Source organism: Cytobacillus gottheilii, from assembly GCF_900166665.1.
Classification (GTDB): Bacteria; Bacillota; Bacilli; order Bacillales; family Cytobacillaceae; genus Cytobacillus; species Cytobacillus gottheilii_A.
Genome location: NZ_LT800494.1, coordinates 3524925 through 3542075 on the forward strand (window position 1 = coordinate 3524925; position 17151 = coordinate 3542075).

Genomic DNA, 17151 nt, shown 5'->3' on the forward strand with positions numbered 1-17151 from the left:
CTAAAAAATATAATTACACGCCCCGCTTATTGCCCCAAATATACGTATGAAGCTGCGGAAGCACCTTAATATCCTTTAGCTCGTGATCGGCCATTGTTTTATCAATCAGCCATTCATATTTCTCTATCAATTGAGCTAACAGCTGCTGGTTGTCGGCTGTTTGATTATCACTGTTTCCAACCTGCAGGAAAAACGGCACTTCAGGATAACGAAGATGCACGTTCTTGGCATAAAGATAATCCTCATCATCAAACACAACCACTTTTAAACTTGCGTTACATGCATGAAGCTTTCCGATTATCTTATCCAGCATATTAAAATTCGTTATCATCCCAGAACTCGGCGGTTTGGGAGAGATTGTTAACTCGTCAATCTCCAGGAACCAGTCCTGCCATTTGCTTCCCTGTGTTTCCAGCCCAATTTTAATATTCTTTGATTTTAATAGCTGGATTAGGTAACGAAGATTTTTTAGCAATGCCGGGTTGCCGCCTGATATGGTCACAAAAGAAAAGCCATCTCCGCCATGCTTCACAAGCTCTTCCCAAATTCCCTCTGCCTCCATCTGCTTGATGAGATCTTTCCCCGACCCATCCCATGTAAAAGCAGAATCACACCACGAACAAGAATAATCACAGCCGGCTGTTCTTACAAACATGGTCTTCTGGCCGATCACCATGCCTTCTCCCTGAATCGTCGGTCCAAAAATCTCCATCACTGGCACCTTACTCAAGCTTCCATCCACTCCCGTCTAACCTCTGCAAAACTCGTAGGTGTTTCATATAAACGAACAAATTCAACTCGTGCATCCTTGTACTGATTGGATCTGTCATTCAAGGATTCCACCATTTTTTCAAAAATCCATACAACCATGTTCTCTGCCGTTGTATTCATTTTAGGCAGCGTCTCATTCAGATATCGGTGGTCCAGATAAATCCCAATTTCCTTCTTCCAGATTTCTTTGATATCTCCAAAATCAATCACAAGACCAATTTCATCAACAAAACCACTAATGCCAAACGCAACTTTGTAGGTGTGCCCGTGCAGATTCTTGCATTTCCCTTCATAGCAATGAAGATGATGGGCGGCATCAAACGTAAATTCCTTACTGACAAGTACACGCTTGTGATGATACTTTAAATCACTTTTCTTTATATCTTCATCGAGCTTCTGAAGCTTCTCCACAATTCGAAAACCAAAGAAATTATCTGTCATATGCAGCAGCTCCTTCTAGATACTTCTCCAGACCATTTCTTCTTAACTTACATGCCGGGCATGCACCGCAGCCATCGCCAATAACCCCTTCATAACATGTGAGCGTCTTCTCACGAACAAACTCTAATGCACCTAAATCATCCGCAAGCTTCCATGTTTCAGCCTTATCTAGCCACATCAACGGCGTATGAATCACAAACTGCTGATCCATCGACAAATTAATCGTCACATTCAGCGATTTAATAAACGCATCCCGGCAATCCGGATATCCGCTAAAATCCGTTTCACATACACCCGTAATAATATGCTTCGCCTTCACCTGACTCGCCAAAACCGCTGCAAACGAAAGAAAAATCAAATTACGCCCAGGAACAAACGTCGATGGCAGCTCCCCATCTTCTCCCTCTTTAATCTCAATATCATCTCTTGTCAGCGCATTCGGAGCTAATTGATTCAACAGCTGCATGTCTAACAGATGATGCTTCACCTTTAGCTCCTCTGCAATCCGCTTCGCACACTCAATCTCTTCCTTATGGCGCTGATTATAATTAAACGTAACAACCTCAACCTCTTTAAACGTCTCTAACGCCCAAAACAAACAAGTCGTACTATCCTGCCCGCCACTAAAAACGACAATTGCTTTTTCATCTCTTAACATGTAAATACTCCCCTTCCCTAAAACACAAGAAAAAACAGCACCCCAAGATCGAAGTGCTGCTTCATCTTAGTTTTTTTAGAGAGGGGTGCTAGAACCTCTACCGCTGTTTGAAAAGCGGATTTGGATTAGATTTTATATTGGTATCGTAACATAAGATTAAGTTAAAATGAATTATTATTGGCTGTACGATTCTTTTTTACCAGACAAAATTAAGGAACAACACAGCAGTAATGCTAGATTTCTAATATAAAAATAACCGTATATTCTGATCTATCAACAGAAATACGGTTATTTATAAGTACTTACTTTTTACCGCCAATAATAAGCTTGAGTTGAGGCTTTCTTCTGTCTTTGACTCGCTTTAGTAGCTCTTTGCCGAACTTTTCTGGGTTCTGCTTGATTTCTTCTACAGGGGTTCTTTTCATGGTAGGTCTCCTTAAATTTAGGTCAATTTCCACACGAATAACCTGGAAATTTCACACTTATTTATGAGTAATTTACTATAATACATTTCTCTTTTATGCTAATAAATATCCTACTACTTATTGATTGCATATCTAGAATTATCCTTTATTTTCTCTTACTCATTCCTACGTTACTTTTAACTTTAGTCTGTATTTGTTACATTTATATTTCCTTGAATAAAAATATAATAGTAATAAATATTATTCATATATATAAAACATGTTACTCAGTCTTCTAGAAACCATGCCTTTCGCCTTTCTGTTGAGCGGCTGCCATTAGGAACAAACCGAAAATGAAAGTCCTTCGCTTTTAATTCATCAAATAATTGCTTAAGTTCCTCTCCACCCACAATCCATAACCGTCCATTACTACTCCGTTTATCAATTAACTCAACCTTCTTGGATTTTAAAAACAATTCTAATGAAAAGGATAGTTCTTTTGATTCCATTCTTTCTATTTTCTTGTGAGACGTGTTTCCATTTCTAATTCTATTTTCTGAGCTCTTCTTTGGTATATCTTCGTAATCTTGTGCGTAAATTCCATCATTGCAGATTAAAAGAAACGGGCAGTACCTACAATGTTTACCAGGGATAGCTTTATGAAGCACAACTTTTTCCTTTACTACTTCACTAGAATTTCTATGTGCATAGCTAGTAGGCATCAGATGCAAATAACTAATTGCCTGACTGTAATGCCTTCCGTTTAGCTCAATTAACTTCTTTGAAACTCGTCTATTTTTATAGCTAGATTCATATAAAAAATTTCGCTTCATATCATTCCACTGAGGAAACCATGAATCAACTACACTACGTAGTTCCTGAGGAGCTATTACATTACTATCGACTAATTTATGGAGGGATCCCATTAAGTTCTGATATAAGAATCTATGATGAAAATCGGATTGAAAGCTTGTATGCTCATTTAAAATAAAGCTAAAGGAAGCTCTCTTCCCACATACCTTTGCTTCGCGCTCCATTGAAAGTGTCCAACCTTCATCCCTAACATTAATCTCATCAATTAATTCTTTCTTAACTTCACCAACTTTTTTAGTAACTCTTCCCATTTGTATTTTTTCAAAGTTTAATAGCTTAAGGTACAATGCAAGCTCTAATCTTGATTCATTTCCTACATGCTTTGCATAGGAGAAACGCACGTCATCAGCAGAATGAAACAGTACATAAAGCAAATAGCGTGTTATTGAGTTGCTTTGTTTCTCCCTCTCCTCCAGCAAATAAAGTTCAGTATTGTTTTTTCCTAACTGGGTCAAAGTATCACGAGAAATCGGCCAGATCGTATAGCCTTGAGATAAAGGCAATGCCTTTTGATCGGCAAAGGCTAAATGAAACTTCCGGTTAATACGAAACGGTGCACCATCTGCTTGATCTAAAGCAAACACATTGTCAGAGATTGTCTCTGATTTCCCTGCTTCATGCAACGAACCGTCTAAAAAAAATAATAACCCTTTTGAAATATCCTTAAGGGAAAACTCCAGTTCTTCGTCCTTTACTTCTGAAATTTCTTCCATCAAATTGTTAATTATTTCTTTTTCATCATTCTCAAAAAAGTCCTCGACATTTTTCAATACAATCTCTTCAAGTGTCTTAAAATGAGCTGAAACGCTTCTTTTTTCCATTTCCCACTCACCGAAGAGAGCATCATACATCCCTTTTAATAGCTTAATTCCCTCAATAATTCTCTCTAGATCCTTTGTGGCAACTGAAAAATAAGAAAGCTGTCTCATTGGCATCGAATGAAATAGATGAGCCCTATTATTAAAAGCATGGTTGTTATACTTTAGTGTCTTTTTCTCGATGGATTCTTTCTCTTTGATTAGGTTGTTAATCGTTCCTATCCAAGAATTAAAGTTTGTAGCTTTTCTACAGTATGGAATTACTTTTTCTAGTTGTTTTACATACTTCTTTAAATCCTCACCTTTAAGGATGAGACAACCGGAGGAGAAGCTCTCCAAAAGAGTTTCCGCTTTAACTATCTCGATAAATTTTTCAGTTCCATTTTCCAAGTCTGTTTCACGATTTTTTATTTGGTGAAGATGATATAAAAATCGTCCTATTGGATAGTCTGTTAGCTTTTTTTTGCTCGGTTCTACAAACTCATTGGCAATCAAATGTTTTTCGATTTCAGCTGCTCTTGGTGTTAGAATATGATATGGTTCATCTAACTCACTTCCAGAATCAGATGCAGATTCATAACGCTCTTTCTCAGATTCAACGAAATGTACTAAATCATTGTACACTTCTACTTTTTGATCAACTTCTATCCGAGAGCCGCCTTCTAGGCTTTCAACCATTCTAGCTGCAATTGGATGTATAGCGACAAAATCACTCACAACATTACAGGTTTCATTTTTCCCAATACCAAGAAAAGTTTTAACTGTTTCAAACGTATTTGGAAAACGTTTATCATACGCATTCAGAAAGACCAGCTCGAACTCATCCTCTAACCGCTTTAATATTCTTTCCTGAATTGGTGTAATGAAGTAAAAGCCGTGTAGTATTAGTTTCTTCTTTGCAAGTGACTTCTCAATAATATGTCTCCAGTTTTCCTCAAGGAGATTGCTAATTCTCCTTTGGTTAAGAAGATTCGTACGAGCTGCACCCTTCCTCTGACTTCTAAAGTGTGATTCCCCCCAATTATTTAAAGCCATTTTCATTATATTGGTGGCATATTCTTTGTCTTCTTTTTCTTCTAAAAAGGAACTTAAATCCTGAGAATTTTCTCGAAGCAAAGACAGCATTCGATTCCATATTTCCAAAAAGACTGTCTCTGACTCAGTTAGCTGACCTTTTCTGCAAGAGAGATCTTTTGGTGACAAGCCAAGCTCTGTTACCATTCGTAACGTCTTTAAGACCTGAAGTTGGTTTCGTTCAATCGATTGTACAATTAATCGATTTCCTGCTGGATTCTCACGCCAAAGCACTGATTGAATATCCGATAGAGTTAAAAATTGTTTTAACTGCGATTTAGAATCTGTCCATTTGAATCCAGAAATCTCTTTAAAAAGTTCTGAAAAAGTGATAATTGGCGCTGTTATCCACCTCCCCATTTTCATGGATTCACCTAAGCCCATTTTCAAACTATTAGTTGCTACAATATGGAGACAATCAGAATAATTTCGATAAAAAAGTGAATCTGACCTGTATAGCTGTGCTGGTGCTTGATAGGTTAGCACTTTCCTTACCATTATATCCCTCCCCCTAATCGAATTAATTCAGACCAATTATACAAATTATTTTTAACATATTTTGGTTCATTGTATTTCACTACTAATCGATGCTTCGCACGAGTTAAAGCTACATACAATAATCGAGCTTCTTCACGAATACTTTCGTTATCCTCGATCTCTTTTAAATCATCATAATTTGTAGACTTAATTCCAATTTCATTTGTATTTACTTTAGTTTTCCATCCAGCTTTAATCTGCTCATTTTCCCTTACGACAATCATATTTTGAGCTGACTTTTTTACCAAAGGCTGATTTGTATATGGCAAGAAAACAGTATCAAATTCCAAACCTTTGGCTTTATGAACAGTCATAACACGAATAAGCTTCTCTACATTGTTGATCTCAACTTCCATTTCATCTTCTTTGCGATTTGTTGCAACCTGTCTTTCGAGCCAATCACGAAGATGAAGGATTCCAAGCATAGAAGGTTTTAAGGATTCTCCTGCAATTTCGAGGATTCTGTATAGATTCAATCGATATTTTTGAATTTCATGGTCTTGAACATTCATTGCTTTTAAGACTTCCTGGTATGGGTTATTCATAAGAATTTGATAAATTGCGTGTAGGGTTGGTTTTATTCTTAATGCCTTGAGAGTTTCTGAGTACCCGCTAACCTCATCAAACGACAGCCTATCCATTATTTCATTAGAATTACCTTCAAGAGATATAAATTCTACAGGGTTAAATGATTTAGTAGAAAACGCTGTTTGGCGAAGCGCATAAAAGCTTTCAGTATCTCCTATGTAACAAAGAGCATTCACTAAGATAAGCAAGTCTTTTGCTGCTCTGGATTTAAACAGACTTCCACCTGTATTCACTTCAAACACAATCTCACGATGGTTTTGCCGAAGATCCTCTAATAACTTGCGTATTTCCTGTGCTTGATAATTAGTACGCACTAAGATTGCTAATTCAACTGGCTTATCTTGTTTCTCTTCTTCTTTGTCTCTTATTAAGGCATGATATAGTTCAAGTGTAGTCTGAGAAACATCAATGCAATTATTAATGTTATATGGTTCTGTGTATTTGGTTCTCATGACTGTTGGCACAAGTCGTACCCCTACTGTATCATTAGACTTTGGTAAAACTTGAAGCGAATGGTTGCGCCACACATCAAATATGTTCTCAAGCGGATGAAGAATAGCAGCTTCAGTTCGATAGTTTTTTTTCAATTTGTATTCTTTATTGATGGTACATTCACCTAATTTTTTGGTAAGTAAGTCGAAAGCAGTATAGTTCGCTCCTCTGAATCTATAAATTGATTGTTTGATATCGCCTACTGCAAATAATTGAGAACCAGTTAATATTGTGAGAGAATGTATTAAATCGATCTGAACATCATCTGTGTCTTGAAATTCATCCACAAATAAGAAACGAAAAGGCTTACTCATTTGTTGCTTATTCAAATACGGTTTGAATGCACTGATCTTTTGTGTCAAATCATTAACAGTAAGTACATCTTCTTTCAGCTTTTCTTGAGTAAATTTACTCTCACATTCCGTAATCACATCTTTAAATAACCGAAAGTATTTTTTTTCCATTTCATTAGATGGAAGCTCTCCCCACTGAATCTCCTTATGATTTTCTAAAATAATTCCTTTTTGCTCAAGTTGATTCCAGAAATGATCAATTAGATTTATTATTTCATAATCATTCAAGTGACCTAAATCTTTATATGTCAATTTATGGTTTGTAATATACTCATCAAGTACGTCTGCTATCATTTCAGCACGTTTCATTTTTAGAGAACGCACTGAAAAGTTCCTGCCCATCCCAAGTTCTGAACTAAAATCTTGAATCAAGGTTTTAGAATATGAAGAGATGGTCATTATACTCATTGCAGTGACTTCTTCACTCCAATTTAAATACTGTATCTTCTTTGTAATCTCAAAAAGTTGTAAAAGTCTCTTTAAAAGTTTAGATTTCATACTGTCAGCTGCTTCGTTCGTAAAAGTAATCATCACAACTTCTGAGAGGCTGGTTATGATCCCTGTATGAAGCAGATAAACTATACGTGAAATCATTGTTTCTGTTTTTCCACTTCCTGCACCTGCTTCGACCATCAAGTGCTTATCAAGTGTCCCGTGTTCAACCGCATATTGTTCAAAATTAAATGAAGACAGATCTCCAATTTCCTGAAGAATCTTTTTTTGTTCTTCTTTAAACATACCGTCATGAATAAAAAAATCATATCCTTGTGCATTCGGCCATTCATGAATACGTAAATTTGTCTTTCCTGCTCCTTTAAAGGGTGATATCCATTCAATGCGTATACCTTTATTTAAAAGCAAGTCAATTTTGCTTGCATAATCGTTCGGATTCTTCCTTCCAACATATATAAGAGAATGCTTAGGTTGTCTGGTTGGGACATTCTTAGATGACTGTTTCAGTACAGTTGGAAATACGTATTGCTCTAATACTTCTGCATGGTTTAAAGAATCTGTTTGGATAGACAACTTATGATATATCAACTCAACATCCTTCTCACTATACACATAAAAAGGATCTGTCTCAGAACCAATATTTATTGGAGTTGCATCTGAACCATTTAGCGGTAAGTAATAATCGGCATACCCCGGGCTTATCAGTCTTCTAGAAGTCTGCTTTTTTTTAATTGCTATATGAGTATCATTTCCTTTAAAGAGTTGCAACCCTAGCTTTTTCTCGCCCAAGGTCACTACCAAATCCTGTTTTGCTTCAATATCATAGGCATAATTTAATTGGACATTATCGAACTTTTTACTCTCTCTAAGTTTGAAAAAAAAATGTAAGTCACGAATCAAAGAATCGTATGCTTGGTCTATACGATATAAATAAGCAAAATATATGGATTCATTTGGTTTGACATGTGAATAATAAGCATCCATGTACAAATCCCTAAACTGCTGATTTGAAGGCAATTTTTTAGATTCTATAATTAAGTCATATAAGAATGATACAAATATAGGCATCTGCTCATACCTTACGTTCGGATGCCGCTCAATTTTCTCATGGTATTTCTTATATTTAGAAGTTATTTCTCGCTCGATATTAATGGTTGAATGTAGGATTTGAATCACTTGATCCTCTAGCCTTAGTTTTAAAGTTTTCATTGAATGTTCATCTCTCCGTGAAGGTTTAGACATTATTATTAATCTTCCTAATTTTCCACATAGGACCATTATACCAAGAAAAAGGAGAAGGAAAAGATACAGATTTTAGTAAATTTATGTGAAATTTAATTAAGTTATTATAACCACTTACCTAAGGCTTTTCTCTTTAGATTTAAAAAAACTGTATCCACATAGATACAGTTTTAAAAAATATAATCCAACTATTGCTTTACTCAATTTTTAATACATGCTTTTTCATTACAAATTAAAATATCTTTGATTTTAAACTTTAGTTTTAATCCTATTGTTTCCAAAATTCCCTCAGCAATGGCTCTAGCAAGTAAAGGAGGAACCGCATTTCCTATCTGCTGATACTGAGAATCTTTTGTTCCGCAAAACTTATATGAATCCTGGAAGGATTGCAACCTTGCAGCTTCTCTAATACTTATTGCTCTATCAATTACAGGATGTACCCACATTGACTTTCGAGCATTAAGTACTGTATCAGAAGGCTCGTTATATGCAAGTCTTCTGTAGATCGTATTCTGTGTTCTGCTATGGTCTGTGTAGGTTGTCTTTAATGATTCATCTAGATTATGAAAATTCTGCCCCTCTTTAAGGGCTTGAAATCTTTTTAAAGCTACTTCACGAGATTCGGTTCTGATGTGGTTATATATCTTATCATTGTTATTAAGATAATTATTTAAGGGACTATCATGTAATGGGCGATGGAAAGTTTTATCCATTTCATCCTTTTTCACATCTACCCCTGGAGATATAGTTTCCAAGTCACCTATAGCATCATAAATTTTGTTATACTCTTTCCTGTTATAAAAAAGCGGCTCAGGAATTACTACTGTTTTTGTTTTTAAGCATTCTCTTTTAATTCCCATTAAGACTAATCTGCTTCTTTCTTGTGCTACACCATATTGAGCCGCATTAAAAATATAATTGTCTTCATTTAAGACATAGCCCAAGGTAACAAACTTACTTTTAATATAATTAAACACATTAAATGATTTGATGATAATCTCAATATCATTCTGATCTTCCTTTATATCAAATAACAAAACCTTATTCTCAATTATTTCTGAAATTTTGCGCATGATCTTTTGCGCCTCAATAATATTTTCTAGCTTATCTGTAAAGAAAGAGATTTCTTCAGTTTTGGTGAATATAAGATTTTTTAAGGTTTTTCCCAAGTCATCCCAATCTAATTGATAAAGGCTGTTCCAATATTCACGATGCTGATTAAGCCATTGCTTGTTTAGAACCTTCATAAAGAATTTATAGTTTGTCTCTTTCTTTATAAAGTGCAGTAAGTCATCGGTCGTTTGCTTTTTAGCATGCTTTAAAAGTGTATTTAGTTTAGAAAAGAGGTCTTTATTTATCATGAAAGGAGTTAAATCAATTCGGTGATCGTACGCATTCTTAAGGAAATTGCTTAAGTTAGCCGAATAGGATGTGCTACTGCCGACCTTGATATGTTCTTCCACCGGCTCGATTCCCAGATTAACTAGTTCAGCTTCGTCCTCCTCACTCATAAAGAATTTATGCTTTTCCGACTCCATGCTTTTTACATTTTCCATTACAAAAGCTACTGGTTTTATATCTTCAATCGCCCGTAAATATTGCTTAACAAGATTGTTATTGGATGAGATTAACGTATTCTGCTGCCGATTGGCATTGGAAAATCCCTGACACGGCGGACCCCCGATTATTACATCTATATCACGGAACTCACCAATTTTATCTCCATTTTCATCTACAAACTTCAACTTTGTTATGTCTTCATGTAAAAGTACATCTTTATTGTGGTTCATTTTGTAGGTTTTACGTGCGTTCTCATTAATTTCGACAGCGACTTTCACTTCAAAATTGCCTGTCTGTTCAAATCCGTTGCTGAGCCCGCCTGCCCCTGCAAACAGATCCATTACTTTTAGTTTTTTCATTATAAAACCTCACTTCAAATAAGAAGTAATCTTTCTTTACTATATATTTTTATACAAGAACAAATGTTCTCAGTTGTTATTTTTAGTCAACTTTTCAATTATAACATAATAATTTTTCGGTGATTAATGACAAATGGTGTAATGTTGCGTCCTCATGGGTAATATTTCAATATAATCTCTAAACGGACGTGATTTAATGCCTGATAGAATAACAAAATTACAGCGATCCAATAATATGAGAGCAATAAAGTCCCAGTCCATGCTGGAGAATACTGTTACTAAGGCTCTCTGGAAAAGAGGCTTTAGATTTAGGAAAAATGCGAAAATGTTCGGAAAGCCGGATATTTCTATAAAGAAATATAAAATCGTCATTTTCATAGATTCTTGTTTCTGGCATTGCTGCCCGATTCATGGCAACATGCCAAAATCCAATCAAGAGTATTGGACTAAAAAACTGGCACGCAATGTCAGCAGGGATCGGGAAGTAAATCAATTTTATACTGAAAACGGCTGGAAAGTTATGCGTATTTGGGAGCATGAATTCAAGCAGAACTTTGACACTGCAGTTGACTCTATTGCCGATTTTATTAGGCGTCATAGACCTTCAAAGGAAAAACACCCTGAATCTCCACCAGAAGATTAGGGTGTTAAATGCTTAAAAAAATATTTTATATGTTTGTCTTGGGTATAGGTTTCTTTAAGGCATTTAATACCCCTTCAGCAATTCCTCGGCTCATAAGAGGTGGAACTGCATTACCCACTTGCATATAAGTTTTAGTATACGGTCCTTTAAAGAAGTACTCATCAGGAAAAGTCTGTACTCTCGCAGCTTCTCTTGGTGTTAGTCCTCTAGCTTGGGTAGGATGGATATACATATTACAATCAAATTTCATATGCGCTGTAATAGTTTTACAAGGAGCATTATAAATAAGCTTAAAATACTTATCTTTAAAAATTCCACTTCTACTCTGATATGGCATAATATCCGCTATCTTTGGATCATCTGATTTATCACCTTGATCCATTCTTCCAAATATCTCTATATCTCGATCATTGTTATATCTTGCTTTATGATTGTACAAAACCTTAGGAATTGATCCACAGTTAATTACCTTTAAAAATTCATTTGAATTTGATAAGGGACTATTTGTAATGATTTTCCCGCTTTCTTCTGATTCTAAATTAGTTGCATTCTTTACTCTTGAAGCCTCTAGTTTAGGTAAGTCTTTAATTGCATCTTTAAGGGTAAACCGCCTATTTAAGTATGCATTCTGCATATTTATTTCCGCAAAAATAGATGCATTGTCTAAACCTAGCCTGTTACCGATGAAGATTACCCTTTTTCTATTTTGCGGAACCCCAAAATCTATTGCATTTAATACTTCACAATGAAGTTTGTATCCAATCGCCTCGAAGTCCTCTTGCACTTGTGAAGCCACAGAAAGCATCCCTTGTACATTTTCCATAACAAAAAATTTAGGTTGAATATTCTCCACAATCTTCACAAAACTCTTATAAAGTTTGTTTCGAGGATCATCAATAATTCTTTGTCTGTTAGCATTACTAAAACCTTGACAGGGCGGTCCGCCAATTACTACATCTACATCTTTATATCTGATTCTTTCTTCAATTTCATCAATTATATTATTAATATCTTCATGGTAAATATATTCTTTTGGTAATTCAGGATGGTTAAAAGAATATGTTTCAATGCAAGATGGTTCAATGTCATTTGCAAAAGCAATTTTGTAACCTGCTTGTTTAAATCCAAGTGACATCCCTCCTGCACCACAGAATAGATCCACAATCACAGGTTTATCATCTTTTCCTTCCATCTCTGATATATGGCTAATACAATGATTACAGAACTTATAAGTACAGCATTTTTTTGTTTCATCGTGTTCAATTTTGCTTAACAATAAACTGAATTTATCCTTTGATATGTGAAACTCTTTCTCTATCAAAGCCAGCAAAGTTTTTAAATCTTCCTGCTCTGAAATGAGACCAATTTCGACTAATTTCTGTTCTATACTTGATTGATCTTCCTTATTTATTTTTTTATCATCTACAATTTTTAGTATTTCTAAAAAGTCTTTAAGCTCATTAAGGAATACCTTTTTTACTTTACTATCGTTAAGATCCTTGATGCTGTAGTTCACGAGCTTCATCCTTTTTGCTATTTAATTTGTCCAATATCGCCTTAGCAACATATTCAGCTACATTAACGGTAACTGCATTTCCAAATTGCTTATAGGCTTGAGAATCAGACACAATAATTTCATATTTAGACCCCTCAGGAAATCCTTGAAGACGAGCACATTCTCGTGGCGTTAATCTTCTAACTGATGTTTTACCCTCTATTTCTGCTAACTCACTCGGCTGGGTTACATAATTGTCTTGACTGGCACGATGCATCTTAGCCATAGTAGCGCATAAAGGGCGGGCAATTGAAAGATCAATCTCTGTTTTTGCCTTATATGTCTTTGTCCCGCTTGCCATGATCGTTGGAAGAATTTTGTGAGAAAGATAGTATTTAGCCGGTACATTTTTTTCTAGGATATTTTGCAATGTTGTTTCTAATGGAATAGGAGCTGGAAAGTCGAATTTGCCGATATTTAAGTCTTTTCTAAAACAAACCATAAAAATTCTGTTTCGTGTTTGAGGCACACCATAGTCAGCACTATTTAAAACCTGATCAAATACATCATAGCCTGCTAAATCAAGATGTTCTCTGATCACTTTATATGTTCTGCCATTTTCGTGATTTACCAAATTACGGACATTTTCTAAAACAACTACTTTAGGTTTATGATGCAAAATAATCTGTTCAATATTAAAGAATAGTGTTCCCCTAGTATCTGTAAAGCCTTTCTGATCCCCCATCATACTAAATGGCTGGCATGGAAATCCCCCAATTAATACATCATGGTTTGGTATTTCACTAACCGGAATTTCCGTTAAATCTTTTTCAATTATATGATCACCAATATTATGTCTATAAGACTGTACTGCAAATTTATCGATATCATTTGCCCAAATTATATTAAATCCTGCCTGGATAAATCCCAGGTCCAAACCTCCGCATCCACTAAATAGTGAAACAACTTTCATTCTTCTTCAACTCCATGTCTTTTTATGTAATCTACTATCCATTCTCTTAGTACTATAGATGCATACTGATTATTTTCATGTAGAGATTTCATAAATTCTTGTTTTAATTTCGGCTCAATCGTAATTTCTATTTTAGCAGTCTTTTTTTTCCCTCTCGGTCTTCCAACTAGGTTTGAGCTCAATTTTTATACATCCTTTACATACGAAAATATGTTCTAATATATCACATTTAGATCAGGGTGTAAATTAAAACAACCCATTTTAGATTGTAATAAATATGGAAGGAGTTAATTTTTTTTGTACTTTTGGTATACTTTAAAAGTACAAACAAGATTAAAAACGGAGGACTGAAAGTGACAACTAACTTTAAGGAAACACTAGAAATATTGCAACAATTTCTTCAAAGAATAGATCAGCCACTTGCTAATAGATTAAACTTGGCAAATAGTAAAAACTATGATGGAGTTTTTATAAAAAAACTTGCTGAATCTAATACGTTAACAAATAATAATGGAAAACAAAAACATATTGCCTTCAGCAGCAAACAGGAAATAAATTTCTTCCCTTACTTAAGTAACTTTGTAGAATTAATCGATAATAAAGATTCCAGCTACAATTCGAACGAGTTTAAAAGAAGATATGGCGTAAAAATCAATATTCATTTATTGAAGGAAAATCTCGAATATAAAACCCAAGAAGAAAAGTCAGATATTCATTGCTTTACAACTCATTTTTTGAGCAGAGGCGGGAATCAATCTGAAATGGGATCCATGTATACAGATGCAAAGGAGTTTACAGATTTCAGAAGACTTTTTGATATTGGAGATGCTCTAATTTTTCTTAAACATCGGAGCAGATTTACATATGATTTACTTATTATTAACAGCAATGACTATGCTGAAATCGAACAGACATTTAAACGAGGTTTTGTTGTTTATGATGATTTCTCCCCTGCACGGCAACACTCAACTTTAACATCTCCGGAAGAGTGGGGTGATGATTCTTCAAATCCTTTAATACCAGGTATAAATTTAATTATGTACGGTGCTCCAGGTACTGGTAAAAGCCATGCACTAGATAAAAGGTATGCTGGGAACAACAGTATGAGGGTAACTTTTCACCCTGAATATACCTATCATGACTTTGTCGGAAGCTACCGTCCGCAGCCAATTTATAGAATAGGACCTACTCAAGATGAGGCTTATAATTTTATAACCGCATCAGGGGAACCTTTTGAAAAAGGAGAACCTTATATTAATTATAATTTTATTCCTGGCCCATTTACACTCTCACTAGAAAAAGCCATTCGTTCAGCTAGAGAAGATCAGATTCCGCAAAAACATACATTAATTATTGAGGAAATAAATCGTGCTAATGCACCTGCTGTGTTCGGTGATTTATTTCAGCTATTAGATCGGCAAGTCAATGGAGAAAGCTCATATGGTGTTTCTAACTTAGAAATTTTAAAGTATTTAAAAGGAAAAGGCGTTTTAGAAGCAGATATAACAGAAATTAAGATTCCAAGTAATTTAAATATAGTTGCAACGATGAATAGCGCTGACCAAGGAGTATTTGTAATGGACTCTGCTTTTAAAAGAAGGTGGCTTTTTGAATATTTACCAATAGATGCAGAAAAGGCAGTTCATAAAGATGAAAAGGTACTCTACAATAATAAATTCGTAAGATGGAGTGATTTTATAGATTCACTTAACGACCTTCTAGCGGACCACGCGATTAATGAAGATCGCCATATCGGACCATACTTCTTAAAACCAGGCGAACCATCTAATAACAATACTATAACCTCAAAATTACTTTTGTATCTATGGGATGATGCAGCACGCCTTAAGCGTTCAAAAGTGTTTATAGATGGAATTAAAACATTTTCTCAACTTGTTAGCTTTTTTAATAATGGGAATGCCGTTTTTCAGAAGAATTTTAACTTTATAGAGGAAAAAACTAACGAGGACTTTACGAACAATATCTCTGCTATGAATACTGCCTTAAAAGATAAAATCGCTGAAAATAATAATGAGTATAACATAGGTGATGTTGATAAAAATGAGCAATTATAATTTATATGAGCATTGTTTTATCGAATTAAAGAAATATTCTTTTGACACATACAAAGAAAACATACCTAATGATTTGTTTGTTAGAGGGTTATGTATTAAAGAAGAAAATAATCTTGTATTTAAATGTACTGGATTAATTGTGTCTCATAATAAAATTTTTGTTATCTTTCCCAAAGGCAGTGTTATTCCTACAGAGGAAACGGTGTTAAAAGAACATATTCGTCTTCTAATAGATGTATTAAGTAAATATAGTCTTTCAAGTACTCTGGATCCAATTGAAACTTCCCTGCTAGGTGGAATTGGGGAGAATAAATCTTTTATGGCTGCTGCCTTTTGGTTAATCAAAGATTATTTTGAACACGGAATTGTACATTTCCAGAATCAAGAATATGGGCTAAATCAGAGCACAAATATCAATTGGGCTCGAACTATCAATACCATCTCACCTGTAATTTCTAATCATCAGCCGATATATTTAGATTTAGTAACGAAAAAGCACTTTAAGTATGATCACTTAATTACAAAAATTCATCAATATGCAGTGGAACACTGTTTAAAATTATATGGATGGTTATTCGATTATGATGGAGAACAAGATAAAGAAACTGAACTTCCTTGCGATGAAGATACAGCTCTACATTACCTAGAGCTAGAAGCTCATCGAACGTTTCATGAACGAAAATCCAACCTTTTTCAAAATTTGAGGGAATTTATATTAGGAAGTCACACTTTTTCAAAAGAAAGTATTTTTACTTTTGTCACACCATATTTTCATACTGTGTGGGAAAAAATCTGTCATTTGCTTTTTTCAGATTTAAACGATAAAAGTATACCTAAGCTTCCGCCCCCTTATTGGAGTGTTGGTCATAAAGTGGCAAAAACAGAGCAGATCCCTGATATAATGTTTAGGAAAGAGAAGAAGCTGTTTATACTTGATGCAAAGTATTACAGAGTTGATTATGCGCCATTCAAACTTCCTGGGTGGGGCGATCTCGTTAAACAGTTTTTCTATAGACATACCTTGTTAGAAAATGAAAATGAGGGAATAGAAAATATATTTATTTTCCCAGGACAAAGTCACCAGGGTCTTGAATACTTAGGTTTTGCTGCTGTGGAAGGGATAGCCAATTTAGGCCAAATTAGAGGCTTTATCGTAGATGTCGTTGAAGGGATGAAATACTATGTAAACAATCAAAAAGGTGAATTTAGAGACAAATTATTGATGTTTTACTAACATTTTTGAACAGGTAAACTTAATACAAATAAACACAACTGGAGTGTTCAATACCCTCCAGTTGTATGAGATATTTACCCACTAATACTCAATAGTTGCAGGTATTTC

General features: G+C 34.8%; 13 protein-coding genes. 3 read left to right on the forward strand and 10 right to left on the reverse strand.

Features of this window, described 5'->3' with window-relative positions; translation table 11 throughout:
• Positions 1–13: 13 nt before the first annotated feature.
• The 7 genes from queE to B7E07_RS17300 form a co-directional block, all read right to left on the reverse strand.
• A complete protein-coding gene (queE, locus tag B7E07_RS17275) occupies positions 14–730 on the reverse strand; it encodes a 7-carboxy-7-deazaguanine synthase QueE (RefSeq protein ID WP_080847889.1) in 717 nt (238 codons plus the stop codon).
• Positions 727–1212, reverse strand: a complete 486-nt coding sequence (queD, locus tag B7E07_RS17280) for a 6-carboxytetrahydropterin synthase QueD (RefSeq protein ID WP_080847893.1) — start codon at positions 1210–1212, stop codon at positions 727–729. Before queD ends, queE begins: the two co-directional genes overlap by 4 nt.
• Positions 1202–1870, reverse strand: coding sequence for a 7-cyano-7-deazaguanine synthase QueC (gene queC, locus B7E07_RS17285; protein WP_080847896.1), 669 nt, complete (start codon positions 1868–1870; stop codon positions 1202–1204). The genes queD and queC overlap by 11 nt, the downstream gene beginning before the upstream one ends.
• A 302-nt stretch (positions 1871–2172) precedes the next feature.
• Positions 2173–2295: a hypothetical protein gene (locus B7E07_RS24500; protein ID WP_257391486.1), complete on the reverse strand. Its 123-nt coding sequence runs from the start codon at positions 2293–2295 to the stop codon at positions 2173–2175.
• 266 nt (positions 2296–2561) lie between these two features.
• On the reverse strand, positions 2562–5537 hold the full coding sequence (locus tag B7E07_RS17290; RefSeq protein WP_080847898.1) for a hypothetical protein: 2976 nt from the start codon (positions 5535–5537) through the stop codon (positions 2562–2564).
• Entirely contained in the window at positions 5537–8671 is a 3135-nt protein-coding gene (locus B7E07_RS17295) for a UvrD-helicase domain-containing protein (RefSeq protein ID WP_176215236.1), read from the reverse strand. The genes B7E07_RS17290 and B7E07_RS17295 overlap by 1 nt, the downstream gene beginning before the upstream one ends.
• Positions 8672–8904: 233 nt before the next feature.
• On the reverse strand, positions 8905–10623 hold the full coding sequence (locus tag B7E07_RS17300) for a DNA cytosine methyltransferase (protein WP_080847903.1): 1719 nt from the start codon (positions 10621–10623) through the stop codon (positions 8905–8907).
• A gap of 196 nt (positions 10624–10819) precedes the next feature.
• Between B7E07_RS17300 and B7E07_RS17305 the strand changes: the two genes are divergently transcribed.
• A complete protein-coding gene (locus B7E07_RS17305) occupies positions 10820–11266 on the forward strand; it encodes a very short patch repair endonuclease (RefSeq protein ID WP_080847906.1) in 447 nt (148 codons plus the stop codon).
• A 25-nt stretch (positions 11267–11291) separates the two neighbouring features.
• On the opposite strand, the gene B7E07_RS17310 is transcribed toward B7E07_RS17305, so the two are convergent.
• The 3 genes from B7E07_RS17310 to B7E07_RS17320 are packed head-to-tail and all read right to left on the reverse strand — an operon-like array spanning position 11292 to position 13916.
• Positions 11292–12782 carry a DNA cytosine methyltransferase gene (locus tag B7E07_RS17310; RefSeq protein ID WP_218970433.1) on the reverse strand — a complete coding sequence of 497 codons (1491 nt, stop codon included), beginning with the start codon at positions 12780–12782 and terminating at the stop codon, positions 11292–11294.
• Positions 12757–13734, reverse strand: coding sequence for a DNA cytosine methyltransferase (locus tag B7E07_RS17315; protein ID WP_080847911.1), 978 nt, complete (start codon positions 13732–13734; stop codon positions 12757–12759). The genes B7E07_RS17310 and B7E07_RS17315 overlap by 26 nt, the downstream gene beginning before the upstream one ends.
• Entirely contained in the window at positions 13731–13916 is a 186-nt protein-coding gene (locus B7E07_RS17320; RefSeq protein ID WP_080847914.1) for a hypothetical protein, read from the reverse strand. The genes B7E07_RS17315 and B7E07_RS17320 overlap by 4 nt, the downstream gene beginning before the upstream one ends.
• Positions 13917–14087: 171 nt before the next feature.
• Between B7E07_RS17320 and B7E07_RS17325 the strand changes: the two genes are divergently transcribed.
• Together B7E07_RS17325 and B7E07_RS17330 are read left to right on the forward strand one after the other, a co-directional pair.
• The gene (locus tag B7E07_RS17325) at positions 14088–15809 is read left to right on the forward strand and encodes an AAA family ATPase (protein ID WP_080847917.1); all 1722 of its coding nucleotides are present in this window, start codon (positions 14088–14090) and stop codon (positions 15807–15809) included.
• Positions 15796–17043 (forward strand): LlaJI family restriction endonuclease, encoded by a 1248-nt coding sequence (locus tag B7E07_RS17330; RefSeq protein WP_176215237.1) that lies wholly within the window; start codon positions 15796–15798, stop codon positions 17041–17043. Before B7E07_RS17325 ends, B7E07_RS17330 begins: the two co-directional genes overlap by 14 nt.
• The last annotated feature ends 108 nt before the right edge of the window (positions 17044–17151 follow it).